Origin of the sequence: Fibrobacter sp. UWR4 (genome assembly GCF_003149045.1) — a bacterium.
Taxonomy (GTDB): Bacteria; Fibrobacterota; Fibrobacteria; order Fibrobacterales; family Fibrobacteraceae; genus Fibrobacter.
In genome coordinates this window covers 42,681-64,190 of sequence record NZ_QGDU01000010.1, presented here as the reverse complement: position 1 = coordinate 64,190, position 21,510 = coordinate 42,681, and the positions used below count along the sequence as shown (strand labels likewise).

Below are 21,510 nucleotides of genomic sequence, written 5' to 3'. Positions count from 1 at the left end.
CCTACTTACTTCTGCAGATTCAGGCTTGCGTTGGCAGCGCCGTACAAGCTGATGCTGTAATCCTTGATGATGTACACCGGAATCTTGTTCAGGAGCGGGCGAATGTTCGGGTTGTAGTTCTTTTCGAAATACTGCATGAACAAATTATCGCGTTCCAACCAGCGAAGGTCCTTCTGCACGGTACCGCCAGCCAGATAGAAACCGCCCAGCGGCAGGAACAAGGTAGCGGCGTCGCTAGCGAAGCGGGCCAGCATCTTCACGAAGAGGCGCATCATTTCGGCTGCAACCGGGTCGTTGTCGCTTGCGCGGGAAATGTACTTGGGACGATCGTTAGGTTCGGTTTCTTCGATCTTCTGGAAGTATTCGTTATTGGGAACGCCGCGGGTTTCCTTCCACCATTCATACATATTACGCAGGCCCATGCCGGATACGAGAGGTTCTACGCCGGGAACGGTGCCCAGCTTCTTTGCCATGTAGTCATGGAATTCCTGGGAGTCCTTGTCGAAAGGAGCGAAAGTAGAGTGGCCGCCTTCAGAGGAAGCGGGAATGTACTTTTCGCCGTCAAAAGCCAAGAAGCCAACGCCCATGCCAGTACCCGGGCCAATCACAGCCTTGGTTGCCTTCTGGGGAGCGGGAGTGGAACCGTCGGTGTGGATCAGCTTGTGGATCTGTTCCGGATCGTCAACGTCCAGAGTGGGGATGCCGTAGCTGATGGCCATGAAGTCGTTAATGACGAGAGTGGGAATGCCGGTAGCTGCGGTGAGAGCATCGCCATCCACAGACCAGGGCAGGTTGGTCATGACGCACTTGTTGTTTGCCACGGGACCAGCAGCGCTAATGCAAATGTGGGAAGGCCTCAAGTCTGCGCGAGATTCGGCAGCAATCTTCAAAGTTTCGCGAATGGGAGCATCCAGACCGTCAATGTCCTTGGAGGGGCAGACGGTTTCAAGAATCAGGGTGAACTTGCCATCCTTGTAGCCAACAATGCCCAGGTTGGTGTTGGTACCGCCGATGTCGCCAGCCAAAACAAGACGGTCAAACTTTGCGTCGGGATTTTTCCATTTGATTTCCATAATAAACTCCAGATTTTAGACAACAGGAATATAGGATAATTTTAGTTGCGAATTGGCGGATCACTGTTATTCTATCAGCAAAAACAAATAAAGGGAAAGGAGCCCTCAAAAACTCCGTATGCTGAACCCTGCAACGTATAGAAACATTTTTAAATGTTTACATAAATTTACAATGGGGGGGGGGGGGGTAAACACTTTTTTCGTTTTCTAAATTTCTTATTAAATTCTAACAATCTCAAAAGGAGAACAAAAAAATGAAAAAACTCATCGCACTCAGTGCTCTGGCACTGTTTCTCTGCTCTTGCGCAGGCGTCAATGTCAAAAAGCCCGATATCGGAAGCGTTAAGAAAATAGCAATTCTCGGCGTCACCAGCCCCGAAGAATACAAGGATATTGAATCTACCAAGGAAAAGAAGAAAAGCCTTCTCGCAACCGTCGCCGGCAACCTGCTTGCAGACAACGTTGAAATGCTGACCGACGCCCAGGTAGAAGTCATCACCTACGGTGCAAAAGCACTTACCAACACCTTCAACGGCATCAGCGGCTGGAGCGTCATTCCCATGGAAGACGTCACCTCCAACGAAGAAGTCCGCCATTTTTATGGCGACGACAAGAGCTCCATGGAAGCCTTTGCCGAGCTGTTCCGTTCTACCCGCTACGTAACTCCTAAGGGCATGAGCCCCATTCTTTACGAACAGCTGAATCCCCGTGACAAGCATTGGGTCAACGGCGTCCGCGTAGACGAAGCCTACAGAAGATCCATCGGCAAGCTCTGCGAAACCCTCGACGTCGATGCAATCGCAGTCGCCGAATACAACTTCTTCTACGAAAAAGGCATGATGACCAACATCACCAACAACGTAACAACCTACGTTTTCGTTGACGTGGTTCTCGTCGACAAGAACGGCGAAATGATCCTCTACACCGACCGCGGCTGGGATAAGTTTGAAGGCGACGACAACGCCCACTACAGCAGCGGACATCTTGACTACGGTGCAAGCAAGACCATCGCCGCCTATAAGAGCAACATTGACAAGGCCATGTCCGAATTCAAGAAGCAGGCCGACAAGAAGATTGGACGATAATTATTTCAAAACAGCCATAAAAAGTGGCTGTTTTCTTTTTTAACAAAATCCCTGTTTGGGAGTCAAGGAGAAAACGTATGAATAAATTGAAAATTGCGCTGGGCTTGACTGCAGCATTTGGCCTTATGGCTTGCGGCAGCGACTCTAACTCCACCGCACCGGAACCGTCTCCCGCAATCAGTTCCGATAGCCAGGACGCCCTCAGCTCTGCAGGCACTACCGTAAATAGCTCCAATAGCAACGCAGATGTTGCTTCCTCTAACAGCACCGAAGCTCCCGTTGCATGCGGTTTCAAGATGACCGATACGGAATGGCCTTATTCCCTGAAGTCCACCGACGCTCGCGATAACACTTCCGGCACTGTGGAAATTTCCTACAAGATCGATGGCACCAACGCTACCCGTACCGAAACAGCAAAGGTAAGCGGCGGTTCCACCTCTATGGTTTGCCGCTTGATGGGTACCGACCATCAAATCAAGGATATTAACGACGACGGCTCTCTGGTAACAGATCAGTATTGCGAAGGCGGCTCCATGATCCGCGTGACCACCAAGAAGCTGACAAACATTGATGTTCAGAAGCTTTTTGCTGCAGAAAGCCAAACCTGTAAGGTTGTGAACAAGCTGGCCGAAGACGCCACCCCTGTTGTTGAGCTCACCAAAAGTTGTAGTTTCAAGGCAACTGACGCAGAATGGTCCTACACCTACACCGACGAAGGAAAGACCCGCAAGCGTACCTACGTACCTAGCGTAAGCGAAGGCTACGTATACAGCTACAACGACGAAATCACCGTCATGTCCTATGCCGCCTGCAAGATGGCTCATCCTCTGGAAGAAAGCACTAGCTTCTGCTCGGAAGAAGGTTACGTAAGCCGTAGCTCCAGCGGTTTCCCCAAAGAAGATCCCATTGCCTACTACACCACTGCCCTCAAGTCCTGCACCGACGATACCGGCATGCCTGCCGATACCAGCAGCGCTCCTGAAGTAACAAGCAGTTCCAGCGAAGAAACCGCAAGCAGCTCTAGCGTAGAAAATTCCGGCGACGAACCTGCTGTTGGCGGCGCTATGACTTGCCTCAGCAAGGGCTTTGCAGAAACTCTTTGCTTTATCGCTCCTGCCACCGCCACCCAGGCTGCTTTCAAGACCTTCTGCGATGGTGAAATGGGTACCATGGGCACTACTTGCCCCGAAGGCAAGACTTTGGAATGCGTTGGTCCCAAGACCGGCAACACCATCTATTACTACGATGACGCTGCTGCAGTCATGGGTTGCGAATTTATGCTGGGCGCAAACGACTAAGCAACCTCCATATTTTTTGCTTTAAAAACCTCGCAGGCCCCTCTGCGGGGTTTTTCTTTTGACAAAAGTCCCTCTTTGAACGATATACCCAACAGAACAACCTGTATTTATCGTATATTGCCACCATGCTTCATCTAAAGTTCGCCCTTAACCTTGAAAGCCTTGCCGATCACCTGATGGCAACCGTTAAAGCCGCATGGAAAAATCCCTTTGCGGCCCCTATTATCGTTTTCCCGGATCCGAAGATGGAACAATGGTTCCGCCTTCGCTGGGTTCAAAAGCAGGGAACTTTAGCCAATTTCAACTCCATGATGATCGACCGTTTCCTTATGGAGATTCTTGTAGGTGACGACATCTCCAAGCAGAAGCTGAACAGTGACGTGTTGCAAAGCGTCATTCTGGCATACCTTTACGAAAAAGACAGTCAGGGAGAACCTAACTATAAAAGTTTAGGGGACGAAGTGGTCCGCTATCTGGAAGTGGACGGAAAACTAGACGAAAACCATATTTTCGATTTATCCCTGAGAATGGCCTCCATGTTCTTGGAATACGAGACTTCCAGGCCAGCGGGATTTGTTTTGACCCGTGGTGGCAAATGTGACGAAAAAGGAAAGGCTTTGGGAATTCTGGATTGCTGGAAGCAGGGAGACCTGAAGGATTTCTTTGACGGAAGCCCTCGTGAAGCATGGCAGCGCAAGCTCTACTCCAAGATTTTCCATCAAGATGGAGACAAGCCCTCCTTACTAACCCGCGCCTTTGACGCCATGAACGCCCGCAAGAACGCCGGCATGGAAGGTGCCATCGACGTCAATTACTTGACAATTCCCTTCCTGTACAAAACCTGCGAAAAATTTCACTGCGAAAGTTTTACTGACGGAGAAAAGATCCTGCCCGTATTTATTTTCGGGCTAAGCGGTATGGGACAGTTCTACCGCGTGATTTTGCAAAAGTTTGCCGACGAACATGACATTTACGCCTTCATCCAGAATCCCTGTATGGATTTCTGGGAAGATGCGGCCGCCCCCGGAAAATATCATCGTTGGGAAAAGTCCGGCAACCGCTGGACAAACGACGGAAGGGACCTTCCCGAAGATCTAAAGAAGCGTCTCCACGTTTCAGTTTCCGAACAGTCCGAAGAGGAACTGGAGAATTCCACCCAGATAGAAGAAGGTGTGGATTCCGAAAACGAAAATGCGCTGCTTTGCAACTGGGGGCGCTCCGGTCGCGACAATATTAAGCTTTGGTGCCAAGCCGCCAATTACGATTTTGAATTTGAGGGTACCGAAAAAGGTGCAGGAGAGAACGGCTGCGCGGATAAGAACTGCATAGGCCTTCTTCAGCAGATACAGTCCATGGTGGCAGAACGAAAAAACTGCAGCCAGGATTTGCTGAAACATTTTGAAAAAGGTTTCGCAAACGACCCTACTTTCTCCTTGACATCTGCACCCACCCGCGAAAGAGAAATCCAGGTTCTCCATTCCCGCATATGCAAGTTGCTGAGTGAACGGGATGCCGACGGGAATCCGGTCAACCGCATTAGCGACATTATGGTATTCTCTCCGGACTTGGACAGTTACCGCACCGCCATTTACCAAGCGTTCGACCAGACGTCCAAAGACGGCCTCCATATCCCCTTCTCCATCGTAGACTCCCCTGCCCGAGCTTCCCTGACGGCAAATGCATTGGCGGTTCTTTGCGGCCTTCTGGACCCAGAAATCCAGACCATCAACAGGCCCGCATTTTTTAGCCTGATGAGAAATGCCGTGGTGCAGCATACCCGCGGCATTACCGACGAAGATGTGGAAGCCTGGGAAGGATGGATCGAAAACATCCACATGTATCGCGATCGCAATGAAAAACAAGGCGATTGGAAAAACGGTCTGCGCAGACTTCTGCTGTCCAAATTTACAGACGAAGATTTTCCCAACGGGTCCATGCAATGCGAGAAACTTCGCCCCTACTCAGATATCGCTAGCAGTAACAACAAGAGTCTCTGCAAGTTCGCAGATACTATTGATGAACTGGACCAGTGGATCGCTTTTGCAAAAAATCACAAGACCGTGACACCGGAACTATTGGAAGAAGTCATTGATAAACTTTCCAATTGGATTTCCATGCCATTCGCACCGGATGGTTTCGCAGGCGAAACAATTGTGTACAAGCAGATCAACACAGGCTTTGACATTCTGAAACACCAATTTGATGCTGGACGAAAGGAAATCTCCTGGCCCTGCATTATACAGACTTTGAACTGCGCTGCCGAAAGCACGGAATACAGCTGCGGAAATCTTTTCGTGAACGGCATTACATTTGCCAAGTTCATTCCCAACCGCATTATCCCTGTCAAGCACGTGTTCTTTATTGGTGCAAGCTCCAGCGCTTTCCCGGGGAACAATCCTCGAAGCACTTTGGACCTCCGCAACAATGTGGCAGCCTGGCCTGGTGACGACACTCCCGTAGCCAAGAAGCGCTATGCATTCCTGTGTCAGTTCATGAGCACTTCCACCAGCTTCCATCTCAGTTACGTCAACAAGAACATCGCCAAAGACGAAGATCTTTACGCTTCTTCCATTATTAGCGATATCCGCAACTTCCTGAAAAATGCAGTGAAAAAATCTGCCCAGGAAAAGTACGGTAACGACATAGAAAATTGGCTGGAAGAACACAAGAATGCCATTAAGAACATCTGGCCGGAAACTGAAACGCCCCTAGATGAAAAGCGCCCCTACAGCCAGCTATTCACGCCGAAGGAATGGCGAAACCGCGCCACCTACGACGGCATGGTGAACCCCGCCGACAAGGAAGATGAAGCCCGTAAGCGCACCCGATTCCACTGGGAATGGGAAGAAATAGAAGACACGAACGCCCTCAAAACACCAGAGCGCGTGAGTTTCCGGGAAATCCAGAAATTCCTGGAGGATCCGTTCCAGTTCCGCATTACAAGAATGCTGGACACCAACGACCGTGAAGATGATGTGGATCCGGAATCCGAATATTTCGAGCCTGTGGACTTTAACAATCTAGGCAACAGCATTCTAGTGAACGCCATGGTTTCCGCCGCCGTCACCGGCAAGAAGGAAGACCAGGAGAAATTGATTCACGACTTGAAACTGAATGGCGAATTGCCGGATAACAAATACGGCAACAAGCTTATTAAAGCCTGCGAAGGCAAGTGCGGCAACGTTGTCGCGCAAATGAACGCTGTAGAAAATGATTCTCCCGCCAAGAATCCCGAATCCTGGAGCAATAAGGAAAAACTGGAACTTGTAATCCTGCAGAATATTCAAGGCCAGGATATCCGCTGGGTTCTTTCCGGAACTCTGCCCTGGTGCAATGCAGATCTAAATCACCTGGTTTCCATTACATCCTCCAAACCCAAGTCCCCTACCAAGACGCCCCATTTCAAGCAGAGCAAGTATTTGAATACTTATGTGGCAGCCCTAGCCCTCATCGCCCAGAAAAAAAGCGACCAAAAGGAAACAGTCAACATTTCCATTTACAGTTCCGACCTGGAAGCGGTGAAGCCTGCAGAAGCAAGCGTCACCATGTCCTCCAGCGAAGCATTGGAAATGTTACAGAAGATTTATGAGACCGCCTTTGTGGAACAGTATTCCAAGGCCGTTCCCGCAGATATGCTGTCCAATGAGTACAATAACTTTGGCGATTACTCCAGGGACCTTGCAGACGTCTGGAAATTCTTCGGCAAGCGAAACATGTTTGACAAGCGCAACGACGTTGGGTTTAACCCCCTCGAAACCTTCCCCAGCGAATGGAATGAAGCCAGGGAACATCAGCAGTCACTCATTAACCTGAACGTGGTTTGCTAAAGGAGGGAAACATGAATTTTGATAGTCAGAACATCGGTTCCAACAGTTGTTTCGATCCTTCCAAAAGTCTCTGCATTGAAGCTTCTGCAGGAACGGGCAAGACCTACACTATCCAGCAGATTGTGGCCCGCCTCATTAATGACGGCACCCCCCTGAGTAAAATCCTCATTGTCACCTACACGGAAAAAGCCGCCGGTGAATTGAAGGATCGTATCCGCAAAAAAATTGAGGAAGTTCTTGATTCACACAAGCTGAACAAGGACAACAAGGAAGAGGTTGAGTACAACAAGGTAAAAGACATCCAGCTATTCGCAGAAGCCCTACGTGAAGTGGACAACGCCCCTATTTTTACCATCCATTCCTTCTGCCAGAAAACACTCCGCGAAAACGCCTACGACGCAGGCCGTCCTTTTGACATGGCCATGATTGACGAAAACTTCGTGACAGACATTGTTGCGGAATGGTCTCGCAGCAAGTGGCTGGATGATCGTCTTTACCAGATTCTTCTTAATGCTGGTGTAAAGGCACAGAGCCTTATTGACACTCTTTCTGGATTGTTGTGCAATTCCATCAACATGTATAAAGGCGCCGACAACAGCGGTAGCGAAATTGTGAAACTTAGCGAGCCCAAGGGCTTACCGTTTGGTAACATCAACACCACCTGCGATGAAATTTGCGCCATGCTGGAACGTAGCGGTTTCACAGGCCTTCTGCAAATCAAGAAGATCGGCGAAGCCTATCTCACCTTGAAAAAGTATGAAGGGTCCACCTTCGATGCGGTACAGCACCAGAAGAATAGGGACGTGGCCAAAAACGGCAAGAGCGTCAAGGCCTTTCTGGAAACCTTGGAAGCCTGGGACGGTTCCGGCGACAAGAAGATTTTCGGCCCCCCCCAATTCGGTAACGAGCTGACGAGCGCCCAGCCTGCAGAGCTTTTTGACGCACTGAACATTTTCTACGAAGGTCTGGATGATTCCGCCGGCATCTACAAGAAAATCGGGAACGTCATCAAGAACATTTTCCTCTTTGAGCAGACTCCGGAATTATTCCGCAAGTGGCAAGCCTACAAGGACAGCCATAAGTGCCAATCCTACAACGACATGATTTTGTCGGTTCATCACGCAGTTCTCGCCAAGGACGCAAACGGTAACGAATCCCTGCTTTGTAAGAAACTCCGCAAACAGTATCGTTATGCGATTATTGATGAATTCCAGGATACCAACCAACTGCAGTGGGATATTTTCAAGCAGTTGTTCAGCCCTATCTTTGTGGTGGGCGACCCCAAGCAGTCCATCTATAGCTTCCAGGGTGCAGACGTTAACGTCTACCAGAAGGCAATTGAACATATTAAAACCGTAGGTGTCAAGAACGACCTGGTGAACAACTTCCGTTCTACCCAGAGCATTATTGAAGGCTGCAACCATCTTTTCGAAGCCGTAGACGGCAAGGACTTTTTCGCCAAAAGTGAGTCCGACGAAAATCAGGATTCCAAGACGTCCTCCATCTCCTTCACGGAATCTCATTTTCCAGAAGGCGCCACCAAGTGCGAGCCCACCTTTAATGGAAAGATCCAGAAGCCATTCATCATTCCTGAAAAGGAAATGGATGAAATGTCCTTCGCCCAGGCTGCCGTAGAAAAGATTGTAGAATTTTGCACTTTCAAAAACGGCAATGACAAGCCTCAGACCGCCTTGCAGGTTTTCGACAAGGATAACCCACAGGCACTTCGCAACGTCACCTTCAAGGACTTTGCGGTTCTCGCCCGTACCCGTTCCGAAATGGAAATCATCGAAGACGTCATGCGAAACGCAGGCGTTCCCTTTGCCCGTTATAAAGATACCAACTTGTTTAACGGCAGGGAATGTGCAGAATGGATTGCACTTTTCAAGGCTATTGACGCAAGCGACTTCACCGCCCGCAACCGCAGACTTTTAAACGAAGTTTTGATTACGGACTTTTTCCGCGTAAAGCTTTCGGACGCCGAAAAGGATCTCTTTGACGATCCCATGAATATTGTTCGCCAGCGAATCCAGGAATGGAAAACCCTGGCAGAAAAGAGACGTTTTGCAGAATTACAGGAAAAGGTCTACGAGCATACCCAGGTGGAAAAACACCTGATGGATCTTTCCATGTTACAGAATCTGGCAAAGCTTCGCCAGATTGGAAATTACTGCATAGCATTCCTCTATCAGAATAACGCAAGCATCAGCGATATTATCCGCCATCTGGAAGGTCTGCGTAACGATAACGCCGACACCGATGACGAAGACGGCAACCTGGTTGCCAAGGGAACGGACTTTGACGCGGTCCAAGTCATGACCATTCACGCCTCCAAGGGTTTGGAATTTCCTGTGGTCATTTCCGTAGCGGGTTTCAAGCAGTTTAATGACAACGTAAGCGGTCCCTTCATTTATCACGAAGGGGATTCCACCAAGATGGGTTTTGAAAGCGACGACAAAGCCGTACGCAAGTCCGAAGAAATCGAAGAATGGAAACGTTTGTTCTACGTAGATTTCACCCGCGCCTCCTCCGTCCTGATTATGCCCCGCTATAGCAAGTGGCACATTAAGGATAGCGATGCCTATAAGCCGGAATTTGAATTCCTGGGAAGGGCATTCAACAACCTGTGGGATAACTATCAGGACTATATCGAAAAGCTTCCCGAAAATAACTGGAACACAGAGCGTCCCGGCATGCTTCGCGACGTGGTGAAGACTCAGATCCTGAAACCGCTTAGCGATTTTTCCTGCGAAGAACAGGACGCAGGCTCCCGCGAGCAGCAGGAACTTTACGTCAACGAACTGCAGGAGAACATGGCTAAGCTCAGCATCCTTCAGTTCTCCTACTCCACATTGAACGGCAAGGCTGATGAATCCATCAGCGAAACCGGTGCAGATCGTTCCAATAAGGATGATGGCAATGACGCACAAGGCGCTGCACTTCAGGCACACTTGATTAAATATCCCAAGGGCAATAAATTAGGTAACGCTCTCCACTCCATTTTTGAAAATCTGAAATTCAAGGAGTTCGGGGAAACCGTCAAGTCTCTGGAATCCGCCAAGAATCACGCCCAACTGGTAAACCTAATCGACGATCATTTCAAGAAACAGGGGCTTCCCATCTGGAAGCATCAGAAGGAATGGGCGGACCACACGGCGGAAATGGTATGGAATACTCTTCATGCAGAACTGCCCGTCATCGTCGGTGGCGAACGTTCCGATAAGACATTCCCGCTGGTAAGTATCCCCTCCAACTGCATCAAGAAGGAATGTCAGTTCAACGTCAACGCCACTCTGGAAGAAAGCGGCGAAGCCAGCGATTACATCGCCCGCATGTTCAAAGGCTTTATGGACATGATCTTTGTCCGCGATCAACGTTACAGCATTCTGGACTGGAAATCCGACGTTCTTGAAAACGACATCTACAGCGACGTTGCCATCCAAGCGAAAGTGGATGAAGATTATTCCATCCAGCGAGTACTTTACAGCTACTGTCTCGTCAAGTGGCTCAAGCAATTCTATCCGGAAAAATCCGACAAGGAAATTTTCGACCAGCACTTCGGCGGCATTTACTATGTCTTCCTCCGCGGAACTCAAGAAGGCAAGAGCAACAGCATTTTCGCCCACACCTGGAAAAGTTTTGACGAATTGCAACACGCCTTCGATAAACTGAAAGGGCTCATGAAAAAGAAACGGGTCCAAGTACAGGAAGGAGGTGAAAATGAATAAGGACATCATTAACAACTACACCGTCTCCCAGTTTTTCGACTTGCTGCGAGACGCCCGCGGCATCGGCGCCATTAACGGACACCTCCAAAAATTCATGGAGGAATTGCAGCCCGACATTTCCATCAACGCACAGAAGTATCTCCTGATGCTTTTGTCCCTCCAGGAAGAGGGCAACACCCGTTTTTCCCTGGACCCCGAAATCTTCTTCAAGAAATGGGAAACCAAATGGAACGGCCTATTGCTCAGTGTTGAAGACCCGCAGATACCCAGCGCCTGTGATTTTGAATCCGTGGTGAAGGATGGCATTTCGGACATTCTAAAAAACAAGTACACCAACATCATTGACTGGAATGGTACCGGAAAGCTTTTCGTGGTGAAGGACAACTTTATTTTTGCCACCAAGTACTACAAGGCAAAAGTCGCCATTGAAACTGCAGCCGCCATCCATTTCAACCACGGCAAGAATCATGACGACGCCGATGTAGAACGCTGCACCCAGAAGGTCGCTACCCTCCATAAGAAAAATTCCCGATTTGCCACCGAGGAAAATCCTCAGGGTGAATTCCGCATCAATCAGGAACAGGCCCAGGCCATTCTCCGCGGGCAGCGGGAAAACTTGATCATTACAGGTGGCCCCGGTACCGGCAAGACCACCGTGGTTCTGTACATCCTGTGGAATCTTCTGGAAAACAATCCTCAGTATCTTGAAGATTGGGAAATCAAGCTGGCAGCTCCTAGCGGAAAGGCAGCCGACCGCATGCGGGAAAGTATTGCCGGAGGTCTGGCCGATATTAACGAAGAATACAAGAATAGTCCTGTATTCAAGAAGCTGGAGGGTCTGGAAAGCTACACCATTCACCGCCTCCTGAAATACCTTCCCAAGACAGGAAAGTTCTACTACAATAGCGAAACCCAATTTAGCGAGAAGACCATTTTCGTCATCGACGAAGCCAGCATGATCGACATCTCGCTGTTCGCTGCCCTGCTGCAAGCCATCGCCGCAGGCTCCAGAATTTTCATTCTGGGGGACCCGTTCCAGCTCCCCTCTGTGGAAGCAGGCGCCGTCCTGGGAGAAATCCTCTCCCGTCAAAATGCAGGTCGCAATTTCGTGGTGAAACTTTTGAAGTCCAACCGCTTTACCGATGATTCCAACATCGGGCAGTTGGCCCATGCGGTACAGGCCCGTGCAGAAGGCTCCGAATCCGGCACCGTATCCTTCCAGGAAATTCAGGACAAGGTTCGCCAGGCCGCTCAGGAAAAAGGCCGCAAGGAACCGAAGGATAAAATCCTGCTGAAATCTCTGGATATGCCGATGGGCGAATCCGCAGACCAGCCCCCCATGCAGTTCCCCACGGCAGCCTCCCGAAAACTCGAGGAGGAACAAGTCCAGAATCTAGTTTGCGACACGCTGGAACCTTTCAGCGTCCTGCCGGAACTTGCAGAACAAATCATACCTGATGCATCCCTCCTGAACGAGAAACAGCGAGGCGACCAGGACGCCATTCGCGAAAAGCTCTGGGCACTTACCCTCTCCCTGCGATTACTTTCCGCAGAACGCCGCGGAACCTGCGGGGTGGAAAATCTCAACAAGGTGGCCTGCAAAAAGATTCGCGGTCACTGGATTAATTACTGCCGCCGATTCGCACCGGATTTTGTCCCCCCGCGAAGCAGGTACTTCCCGGGACAGCTCCTGATTCTCACCCAGAATCAGGCAATGTACAAGCTGTACAACGGGGACACCGGCGTGGTGATTTTCCACGAGGACCGTCCCTACCTCATGCTAAAGAAGGACGACTTCGTCTTCTATCCTCTATCCCTACTGCCCGAGGATTCTCTTGAACCGGCTTTCGCCATAACCATTCACAAGTCCCAAGGTTCTGAATATAGACACGTCACCATGTTCCTTCCCAAACAGAAGGGGCACCCCCTGCTGACAAACCAAATTCTCTATACAGGCATTACCCGCGCCAAGGAATCGGTGACTATCATTGCAACGGAGGAAACGTTCCAGGCGGCCAGTTGCACAGTCATCCAGCGAGAAACCGGGATTATGATGATGTAGGGGGTTCCCCTCCTGACGAAGGACTATTTACGCATTTCCCCTCGTTTTAGTCCTTCTTTCAGGGGATTTTCACTGCATTTCTCCTCACGACGAAGGACTATTTACGCATTTTCTCTCGTTTTAGTCCTTCTTTCAGGGGATTTTCACTGCATTTCTCCTCACGACGAAGGATTATTTACGCATTTTCTCTCGTTTTAGTCCTTCTTTCAGGGGATTTTCACTGCATTTCTCCTCACGACGAAGGACTATTTACGCATTTTCCCTCGTTTTAGTCCTTCTTTTTGACATTTTCCAGCATTCTACCACCTTAAAAAAGAGCAATTTCCTCCCCGTGCCCCTTATGGAAGCCTTTTATCACAGAATTTTTATCCCCTTGAAGGATAAGGAGATGCTTTACATCCAGTGTTGCGAAATGGTGTTGTAAATTAGGCAACGGCAATTCTCAACACCCCCTTTGAACAACACCCCCCTATAGCTACTTTTGTATAAATTTATGAACATGCCTGAAGTATTAGAGTATCTAGAATATCGTGAGTTCTTGAGAGACTGGTTTGTTGAAACAAAAAAAGACAATCCTTTCACCTCATACCGCTACCTTGGCCAGAAGACCGGCGTTGACCCCGCCTGGCTGGTTCGAGTATTCCAGAAAGAAGGCCATCTGAACGAAAGCACCCTGCCGGTGTTTATCCGTCTTTGCGGCCTGGACGATCGTCGTGCTGAATACTTCAAGACTTTGTACCGTTTTAACAAGACCAAGGCAAAGCAGGCCCTTTCCGAGCTTTACTACCGCCTGATGGAACTGCGCTCCCTGGAAACCCGCGTCCTTTCTACGCCGGAACTTTCCTACTTCGGTAGCTGGGCATGTGCAGCACTGCGCGCACTCATCGGCATTACCAAGGATACAAGCGATTTAAGCAAGCTGGCAGGCAACCTGACTCCTGCAATTTCCCAGGATGAAGCCCGCAACGCCCTTGGCGTCATGAAGCAGCTGGGTCTTGTAGTCCCCGATGGTAACGGCGGCTGGAACATTACGGACCAGATCGTCAGTACCGGCGGCGAAGTGAAGAGCACAGCCGTCCGTGACTTCCATAGACGCACTATGGAATTGGCACTGGAATCCATCGACCGCCACAAACCGGACGATCGTGATATTTCCAGCGTGGTTTTCACCGCCGACGAGTCCGACCTGCCGGAAATTCGCCACCGTATCGAAGAATTTCGCCGTGGTCTTTTGCAGTTTGCCCGCAAGAGCGAACGCGCAGACCGCGTCTATGCGCTAAATATCGCCATGTTCCCCCTGTCCAACAAGGTGGACGACCCCTGCACGGGTTCTGAACCGCCCAAAAAGGGGGAATAATGAATTTTTCCCGCAAAAATTTTTATTTTTCCAACATGCGCAAGTCTTACAGAACATTAGCCGTTACTGCAGTCCTTGGCTTTGGCCTTGGTCTCTCCGCATGTTCTGACGACAAGGTTGCAGGCGGCGGACCTTCCGGTTCCGAAGCGGGCAACGCTATTACCGCACAAATTTTAACTGCAGACGCAAAGCCCGCAGCTCTCGCCAAGGTCAAGCTCATCGAAAGCGAAAGCATTGACGTCAAGGACGCCATTGACGCAAAGACCGACAAGGACGGCAAGCTTGTAATCGAAGATGTTGCCGACGGCAACTACACCTTGGAAGCAACCCTTGAAGGAAACGCCCTCCAGCTCAACGTAAACGTAAAGGACGGCAAGGCTGAACTTGGCACCAACAAACTTGGCAAGACCGCAAAGGTTTCCGGCACCGTAGAAGGGCCCGGCATCGTGAAGGTCCGTGGTCTGGACCACTCTGCAAAGGTTGTGGATGGTTCCTTCGATATGGATTCCCTCCCTGCAGGTCCCATTAGTCTGGTATTCGTCCCCGAGAAGGGCGATACGTCCAGCACCTACCTGAAGATTGTTGAAGGCGCCAAGGCACAGGCATCCACCTTTGCCGACGAAAGCGTGTACCTACTCTTGGACGACTTCCAGGACAGCAACTACCAGAACCGCTTTATGCCCGCCCACACCTATGATGGTGGCTGGTGGTATTTAAGCTACGCCGAAAAGAACGTTACCCCTGTAGTCATGTCCACGAACAGCGTAGGTGGAACCACCCCTGCCCTGGATGAGGAAGACGGCAATATTTTTGCCCATGCAGCGGTAAAGTTTGGCGAAGCCTTCATAAGTTCCACAGGTGACAAGCAGTGGCCTTGGGCAAGCATCGGCGTTGAACTTGGCATGAGCAACAAGGAACTGTACTGCAACGACATTTCCTCCGTTGAATCCATTTCTTTCAAGGCCAGAGGTTCCGGCAACATCATCTTTACCATGATTGACGAAACCAAGGAAGAAGGCAAGCGCGAAATTATGGCATACGAGTTCAGTCCCTCTAGCGAATGGGACTCCTACGATGTTTCCATCAAGGACTTGATTTTCCCTGATTACACATTGAAGTGCGTGAACCAGTTGCTTTGGAAACTTTCTTCCCCCGCAGTTCCCGCAACAGAGGATGATCCAAACCCGACCATTGATCTGCAGCTTGACGACATTAAGCTGGTTGGTGGCGACCGTCTCTCCATCTGGAAGCGTTAATGACTGGCGTCCGCGCAGTCACATCCAATCAAGAAGATCTTTATAAGAACCTTGAACAGGTGGTTCGCAAGTATGCAGCCACCCGTTTTTTACGTCCTGTGGCAGACCACACCCGAGAAGCTTTTGAATCCGCAAAACAGTTCGTCCAGAATTTTTACCAAGGTCATCCTGAACTCGTTTCAGGATCAGCTTTAGCAGTCATCCTGGACTCCGGATGCGGCACCGGTGAAAGCACCTTGCACCTGGCCCGCAGGTTTCCAGGCGTACCCGTCATCGGCATAGACAAGTCCGCCATACGTCTCAGTAAGGCGGGAAATGTACACCAACTGGAACAGCCGACATCCGGCGATCTCGGCATGACCGGTAGCAGCCCGTCCAACGCATTCTGGGTCCGCGGGGAACTTCTGGATTTCTGGCGCCTGGCGCTAGAAGAACAGCAGGCAGGCCGCTGGCACATCCTGCACCACGCAGTTTTTTACCCCAACCCTTGGCCCAAGGAAAGTGAAGCCACCCGCAGGTTCCACCTCCATCCCATCTTCCCCACCTTGACGGCTCTCGGTGACGTCACCGAATTGCGTACCAACTGGGAAATTTACGCCAGGGAATTTGCGGAAGCCTCCCGCATCCTGGCTGACGCAGCCCAACAGCCGATGCCGAGCGCCCTCGGCATGACACCTCAAGTGATTTCCTGCGAAGCCTTCAACCCGGAGTTTCCGGAAACCGCCTTCGAGCGTAAATACAAAGAAGCCCGCCAGCAATTGTGGCGGGTCCTCGTCAAAAAGTTTTAAGTCGATTAGAACTTTCTGTCCTTGATCCAGTTCAGGAAGCCCTTGGTGCTACGGGTGAACTTCACTTCGATTTCAGCACCGTCCTTCACGATAAATTCGGTCAGGCCGTACTTGCCGCCATCGGTGCGGCCCCAGTCATAAGTATATCCCAGACGAGTCCACATGAAGCCGCCTTCGCGAGCTTTGGCCTGATGTTCCGTTTCCTGGAACCAGTTCTTGAACCACATGGCGTTATCGCTGGTATCTTCCTCAAAACTAGAGGAGAACGCACCATTCATAACTACATCACCCGTTTCAGGAACATAGGCAGGGCGGAACACGTCCTTCACATTAGCCCAGTAAACAGTGAAGTAGCCAGCATCATAATTCGGAGCCTTACCGAAAAGTTGCTTCAGTCGCAGATTCCAGTTGGTGACCTTGTCACTGTTTTCCTGAAACCACTTCAGGAATTCCTTATCGGCGAATGCCCACAGGGTTTCACCATCCAACTTAATCGTAGCGCCATCACGATACTTGTCAGGATCATTGTGCCAAGTTACCAGCACGACCTGGGAATTGTCACCGCTGGTCTGGGCAAGACCACGGCCATCCAAAGCAACCAGCGGGTAGGCGTCTTCTGCAGTCAAGCTACGGGAGGCAGCAAGAGCGGTTTCATAGTTGGCGCGGTTCAAGGAATCTCGATCCATAAAGGAAACGACGTTACCCTTAGTATCGATCACATCGCAGTAAGGGACATCGCTATACTTCAGGGCAACTTCGTTCTGCATGAACTGTTCGGACAGCATGTCGTCATCATGATTGAACAAGTTGTCGTTTTCCAGGAAAGAAATCACGATTTTGCAGAATCCGGATTCGGGAACCTTCACGGAAACCGGGAAAGCCTTCTTGCCATTGTCCGCAGTATCCAGCACCAGCTTGGTTTCTTCGTTGGAGCAAGTGTATTCGTAGGAATACAGGGTGGCGATACCCGGTTTCATTTCGCTAAAGAACAGATTGTCCTGTTCGCTGCTCCAGCTGGGCTTTACCAGAATCTTGGAATCGCCCAAGGTCATATACTGGGGAGCAATGTCAGAGCAATAGAAAGCTGCCTGACGGAAAACGCCAATGACACCCGTCTTGTTCTGGAAAGTTTCGGGCTTGTTCATCTTGTTTCCGCTTGCACAGGCAACCAGGGCAGAGCCGGCAGCCACTACAGCAGCAGAGACAAGAGCGGTCTTCATAAACTTGTTCATAATTCGTTCACCTTATAAATCCTGCGGAAATATAGAAAAGAAGGATTTTAGGGCTTCCGGATTTTCGGGAATCCAATGACCGGTAAAGGAATATCCGCCATTTTTCGTCCCCTTCTTTTTAAGCCAATGGCCATATTTCTGATTCTGCGGAACTAATTCTCCCAGATTCGTCAACTCATCAAACAACGTGACCCTGACAAATTGTACTAGAGACACATCACCTGTAATGGCAAAAGTTTCATACCGACCTTGACTCAAAAGTTTTTTCAGGCTATCCATTTGGTCGGAAGTCAGTTCTATCTTTTTCAATTCCTTTCCAGTAGAATCATCATAGAAAGAAACCTCAATACGGTTCACCCTCTTGAGCAAATCAACAAGAGGCTCCCCCACGGCAGTATCCTGAGCCATGATCATTTCATCCAGAATTTTAAGGGCATTCTGAGTTTCTCCCATCATTCCCGCCACAGGCTTGGAACGACCTACCGCCTGATTGACCAGGCTATCCACGGAAGCTTCCCGTTCCAAATTTTTCTTTGCCTTACGGGCGGCACCAAACTTCGGCATGGTCAAAGTCGGCCTTGAACTTTCCGTGGAGTCCATTGCAGTAGCCGATTCACGATCATTTCCACACGGCATCAGCTGGGCGCCCTGATCTCGCAGGAACTTATAGACCTTGGAAATTCGGCGAGGAAGCCACACCCCATCGGAACTATCCTTACCGATGCGATCCGTCAAACGGTATTCACCCACCAGAACTGTATCGCGGTAAAATTCCAGACGAGCCCCGGTGTTACAGTCATCAGAAAAAGTCAGTTTGTCATCCATGACACCGTTAGTTTTCAACAGCTGTACAAAATTCTGGTACAGGCGGCCACTAATGACCTTGCGGCGTTCCTGATGGCCCAATCCCACGGAGGCAATCATCACCATATTGGCTCTATCCGTCACCCCCCAAAGAGACTTTTCTCCAGCGGAAACCTCCGTTTCCAAGGAACCCTCTTCTAAGGGATTTTCGGTTCCCAGTCCTTTGGTATATAGGTATCCTAGGCCAAAGATAATTGCCAGAACAAAAAGAATCACGAACTTTTTCATATTTTCAAAAATAACAATAAGCTTGGTATTTTTTGTGTTTGCAAATTTCAACACTTGTATTTTTGTATGTTTAGACATATGTGCAAAATATTTTTGGGACTAATTCTCTTATTGTCTTTTGGACTCGCCCAGGCGCAACTTGTTCCGAAGGGAATGGTTTTATCAGGAACTTCCGCCGATTCAAGCGAAGTCAACAACGCAGCTAATCCGCCTTTCGTTGCAGATTCCGAAGAGGTTTCCGTAGATTTAAAAACATCCCCCTTCCATGCAGAAATTCTCGGCAAGTTCCAGCAAGACTACAGACACAACATGATGAAATCAGATGATTTCTATCGATACTCCAGAATCACCACCTGGACTTCCGTGGGGCTAATCCTAGCCGGGGCAATCATGCTGGCGGTTGACGCCAATGTAAATAGTCCCTGGAGTGTCGGTGGCATATCGGCAATTGGCGTAGGAATTGCCGGCAACATTTTATCTTTTGGTTTCGACGCAGTAAGTCACGCCTACCGAGTTAAAGCAGGAAACGTCAAAAAGGATATGATTAAATACCTGCAAGATAATTTCTCCATCCCCATTATGCAGGAATAATTCCACTAAAATCCTTATACGAAAAAGCCCCTGCCGCAAAAGCGGTAGGGGTTTTTAGCGGAGTTAAATATTTCCTAAACATTTTGCTATATATCTTAAAAAAGAAGGTTCTTATGACGATTGACGAAATGCTCGAGAAGGCAAGTACCGTTGCGATTTTTGGACATGTCCGCCCCGACGGAGACTGCATCGGTTCTACCCTGGGTCTTTACAACTACATCAAGGATAACTACCCGCAAATCGACGCCACCGTTTTCGTGGAAGGTTTTCCCGACAGTTACCGTCTACTGAACGGTTCAGACAAGACTTTGCCGGAATACGACGGCCGCGATGTGGATCTGGCATTTTTGATGGACACCCCCAGCTTCGAACGCTGTGGCGCCAAGGGTGCGGAATGTCTCGCCAAGGCAAAGTTCACCTGCAACATCGACCATCATATTAGCAACCCCCTGAACCTCTGCAACGTGAACATCGTGGAACCGGAAGCAAGTTCCGCCAGCGAAGTTCTGTTCTTCCAGCTGGATAAAAACAAGGTAAGCAAGAATGCCGCCAACTGCATGTACCTGGGCATCGTTCACGACACCGGCGCCTTCAAGTTCAGCTGCACCAGCAAGCGCACCATGAACGCAGTAGGCGACTTCATCGACAAGGGTTGCGACTTCGCAAAGATCGTCAACGAGACTTACTATACCCGCAGCTACAAGCAGACCCTCATTACCGGCTTCGCCCTGGAAAAGTCCAAGTTGGCCCTGGACGGCAAGGTGGTTTATTCCTTCGTGACTCAGGCCGACATGGATCGCTACGACGTGAAGCCTTTCGAAATGGGCACCGTTGTAGATACCCTCCGGGAAGTCAGCGGCACCGAAGTTACCGTCTTCCTGTACCCCGTCAACGGCAAGTACAAAATCAGCATGCGTTCCAACTACTATGTGGACGTAAACAAGGTGGTGAGCAACTTCGGCGGTGGCGGCCACGTTCGCGCAGCCGGCGGCGACACGGAATTGGATCCGGAAGTTGCCATCGAGAAAATCATCGACCTGATTAAGGAACAGATGTAAGCTAAAGTCATGCCGAACCACGTCATTCTGAACTTGTTTCAGAATCTCTTTCAGCATCAGTTTTTATGAACCGTCTCGCAACCCTTATCCCCACAATTTTCCTTGCGACTTTTGTCTACGGGCAAGAGGCGGTTTTAGACACAACAAAAACGAGTCCGCAGGATTCTTCCGCCCGAGTTTTAGACAACGTAACGAAGGTTTCGCCCTTTGACCATCTAGGGCACAACATGCTGTTGAGCGCTTTCGGCTGGCCGCTAGCGTTTCACATGATGGGAAGTTCCGCAACTTACATCCTGTCCACTAACGATGTGGATTTGCAGGTGGCCCGCTTTGCGGCCCGCCAGAATGAAGTCGCCTACGGAATTGCCTTTACCCCCGGCATGATGATGGGAACGTTCTTCCCCTTTCTCGTTCCCGGATACATGCTGTTCATCAGCGACAATCCCGCATTGAACAACACCGGTGCAGTAGCCGCCCAGGCAACCGCCGTGGCGTTTCTCTACAATAACATAATGAAAGCGGTTTCAGGCCGTGCCCATCCCGAAGCGGGCAAGAACACTGGGGAACTTTCCAGAGATTTCGACTGGGGATTTTTCAAGCGGGGCGTTTTCTATGGCTGGCCCTCGGGGCACTCCATGACGAACGCAGCTCTTGCCATGAGTATCGCCAGCTACAACAGGGATAACCCCTACGTCATCGCGGGCTGCAGCCTTTACGCAGGCTACATCGCCACCAGCATGGTTCTAGGCGCCAAGGGAGAAGCCCATTGGTTCTCCGACGCGGTGGCAGGCATTCTCATGGGAGCTTCCATCGGCTGGTACATCGGCAATACTTTCTATCAGGAAAAAGTGGCCCGTGTTTCCGATAAACATACAGCGCAACAACCACGTTTCATCATAGTCCCTCTCGCTTATGACGATCATAAGGGCGCTGTACTGTCCGTGAATTTTTAGGGGATGTCACCTGCCCCCACTTTCTTTTTATACCTGCGATTCTCCCCCTGCGCAGCCCCTTTCAAAAGACGTCTCTCCCGCACATTTTCTATCTTTACCCTCGTATAAAA

Annotated in this window: 14 protein-coding genes; 11 read left to right on the top strand and 3 right to left on the bottom strand. The window is 50.0% G+C overall.

Annotated features, from left to right (window positions below; all coding sequences use genetic code 11):
• Positions 1 to 5 precede the first annotated feature (5 nt).
• On the bottom strand, positions 6 to 1,073 hold the full coding sequence (locus BGX12_RS05710; RefSeq protein ID WP_109735123.1) for a glucokinase: 1,068 nt from the start codon (positions 1,071 to 1,073) through the stop codon (positions 6 to 8).
• Between the two features lie 254 nt (positions 1,074 to 1,327).
• On the opposite strand from BGX12_RS05710, the gene BGX12_RS05705 reads away from it, so the two are divergent.
• The 8 genes from BGX12_RS05705 (at position 1,328) to BGX12_RS05670 (ending at position 16,474) form a co-directional block, all read left to right on the top strand.
• Positions 1,328 to 2,158 carry a hypothetical protein gene (locus BGX12_RS05705; RefSeq protein WP_109735122.1) on the top strand — a complete coding sequence of 277 codons (831 nt, stop codon included), beginning with the start codon at positions 1,328 to 1,330 and terminating at the stop codon, positions 2,156 to 2,158.
• 77 nt (positions 2,159 to 2,235) lie between these two features.
• Positions 2,236 to 3,456 (top strand): hypothetical protein, encoded by a 1,221-nt coding sequence (locus BGX12_RS05700; RefSeq protein WP_109735121.1) that lies wholly within the window; start codon positions 2,236 to 2,238, stop codon positions 3,454 to 3,456.
• 125 nt (positions 3,457 to 3,581) lie between these two features.
• Positions 3,582 to 7,283, top strand: a complete 3,702-nt coding sequence (locus BGX12_RS05695) for an exodeoxyribonuclease V subunit gamma (protein WP_109735120.1) — start codon at positions 3,582 to 3,584, stop codon at positions 7,281 to 7,283.
• Positions 7,284 to 7,294: 11 nt separating this feature from the next.
• Positions 7,295 to 11,011: an exodeoxyribonuclease V subunit beta gene (locus BGX12_RS05690; RefSeq protein WP_109735119.1), complete on the top strand. Its 3,717-nt coding sequence runs from the start codon at positions 7,295 to 7,297 to the stop codon at positions 11,009 to 11,011.
• Complete coding sequence (locus BGX12_RS05685) at positions 11,004 to 13,073, top strand: ATP-dependent RecD-like DNA helicase (protein WP_109735118.1); 2,070 nt, start codon at positions 11,004 to 11,006, stop codon at positions 13,071 to 13,073. The genes BGX12_RS05690 and BGX12_RS05685 overlap by 8 nt, the downstream gene beginning before the upstream one ends.
• A gap of 499 nt (positions 13,074 to 13,572) precedes the next feature.
• A complete protein-coding gene (locus BGX12_RS05680) occupies positions 13,573 to 14,430 on the top strand; it encodes a TIGR02147 family protein (protein WP_109735162.1) in 858 nt (285 codons plus the stop codon).
• Between the two features lie 35 nt (positions 14,431 to 14,465).
• Complete coding sequence (locus BGX12_RS05675) at positions 14,466 to 15,686, top strand: DUF4198 domain-containing protein (protein WP_146196262.1); 1,221 nt, start codon at positions 14,466 to 14,468, stop codon at positions 15,684 to 15,686.
• On the top strand, positions 15,686 to 16,474 hold the full coding sequence (locus tag BGX12_RS05670) for a class I SAM-dependent methyltransferase (protein ID WP_109735116.1): 789 nt from the start codon (positions 15,686 to 15,688) through the stop codon (positions 16,472 to 16,474). Before BGX12_RS05675 ends, BGX12_RS05670 begins: the two co-directional genes overlap by 1 nt.
• A 5-nt stretch (positions 16,475 to 16,479) precedes the next feature.
• Here BGX12_RS05670 and BGX12_RS05665 read toward each other — a convergent pair whose 3' ends face one another.
• Positions 16,480 to 17,706, bottom strand: a complete 1,227-nt coding sequence (locus BGX12_RS05665; protein WP_109735115.1) for a hypothetical protein — start codon at positions 17,704 to 17,706, stop codon at positions 16,480 to 16,482.
• A 12-nt stretch (positions 17,707 to 17,718) separates the two neighbouring features.
• Complete coding sequence (locus BGX12_RS05660) at positions 17,719 to 18,798, bottom strand: hypothetical protein (RefSeq protein ID WP_146196261.1); 1,080 nt, start codon at positions 18,796 to 18,798, stop codon at positions 17,719 to 17,721.
• A gap of 153 nt (positions 18,799 to 18,951) precedes the next feature.
• On the opposite strand from BGX12_RS05660, the gene BGX12_RS05655 reads away from it, so the two are divergent.
• From BGX12_RS05655 to BGX12_RS05645, 3 genes are all read left to right on the top strand, one after another.
• Positions 18,952 to 19,389 (top strand): hypothetical protein, encoded by a 438-nt coding sequence (locus BGX12_RS05655; RefSeq protein ID WP_158278176.1) that lies wholly within the window; start codon positions 18,952 to 18,954, stop codon positions 19,387 to 19,389.
• 113 nt (positions 19,390 to 19,502) lie between these two features.
• Complete coding sequence (locus BGX12_RS05650) at positions 19,503 to 20,447, top strand: bifunctional oligoribonuclease/PAP phosphatase NrnA (RefSeq protein ID WP_109735112.1); 945 nt, start codon at positions 19,503 to 19,505, stop codon at positions 20,445 to 20,447.
• A 227-nt stretch (positions 20,448 to 20,674) separates the two neighbouring features.
• Positions 20,675 to 21,400 carry a phosphatase PAP2 family protein gene (locus BGX12_RS05645; RefSeq protein WP_158278175.1) on the top strand — a complete coding sequence of 242 codons (726 nt, stop codon included), beginning with the start codon at positions 20,675 to 20,677 and terminating at the stop codon, positions 21,398 to 21,400.
• The last annotated feature ends 110 nt before the right edge of the window (positions 21,401 to 21,510 follow it).

Excerpts from the sequence above, each read along its gene's own strand:
- BGX12_RS05665 (WP_109735115.1), bottom strand. The coding sequence starts at position 17,706 with ATGAACAAGTTTATGAAGACCGCTCTTGTCTCTGCTGCTGTAGTGGCT.
- BGX12_RS05710 (WP_109735123.1), bottom strand. The coding sequence starts at position 1,073 with ATGGAAATCAAATGGAAAAATCCCGACGCAAAGTTTGACCGTCTTGTT.
- BGX12_RS05660 (WP_146196261.1), bottom strand. The coding sequence starts at position 18,798 with ATGAAAAAGTTCGTGATTCTTTTTGTTCTGGCAATTATCTTTGGCCTA.
- BGX12_RS05675 (WP_146196262.1), top strand. The coding sequence starts at position 14,466 with ATGCGCAAGTCTTACAGAACATTAGCCGTTACTGCAGTCCTTGGCTTT.
- BGX12_RS05705 (WP_109735122.1), top strand. The coding sequence starts at position 1,328 with ATGAAAAAACTCATCGCACTCAGTGCTCTGGCACTGTTTCTCTGCTCT.
- BGX12_RS05700 (WP_109735121.1), top strand. The coding sequence starts at position 2,236 with ATGAATAAATTGAAAATTGCGCTGGGCTTGACTGCAGCATTTGGCCTT.
- BGX12_RS05685 (WP_109735118.1), top strand. The coding sequence starts at position 11,004 with ATGAATAAGGACATCATTAACAACTACACCGTCTCCCAGTTTTTCGAC.
- BGX12_RS05690 (WP_109735119.1), top strand. The coding sequence starts at position 7,295 with ATGAATTTTGATAGTCAGAACATCGGTTCCAACAGTTGTTTCGATCCT.
- BGX12_RS05655 (WP_158278176.1), top strand. The coding sequence starts at position 18,952 with ATGGTTTTATCAGGAACTTCCGCCGATTCAAGCGAAGTCAACAACGCA.
- BGX12_RS05695 (WP_109735120.1), top strand. The coding sequence starts at position 3,582 with ATGCTTCATCTAAAGTTCGCCCTTAACCTTGAAAGCCTTGCCGATCAC.
- BGX12_RS05650 (WP_109735112.1), top strand. The coding sequence starts at position 19,503 with ATGACGATTGACGAAATGCTCGAGAAGGCAAGTACCGTTGCGATTTTT.
- BGX12_RS05645 (WP_158278175.1), top strand. The coding sequence starts at position 20,675 with ATGCTGTTGAGCGCTTTCGGCTGGCCGCTAGCGTTTCACATGATGGGA.
- BGX12_RS05680 (WP_109735162.1), top strand. The coding sequence starts at position 13,573 with ATGCCTGAAGTATTAGAGTATCTAGAATATCGTGAGTTCTTGAGAGAC.
- BGX12_RS05670 (WP_109735116.1), top strand. The coding sequence starts at position 15,686 with ATGACTGGCGTCCGCGCAGTCACATCCAATCAAGAAGATCTTTATAAG.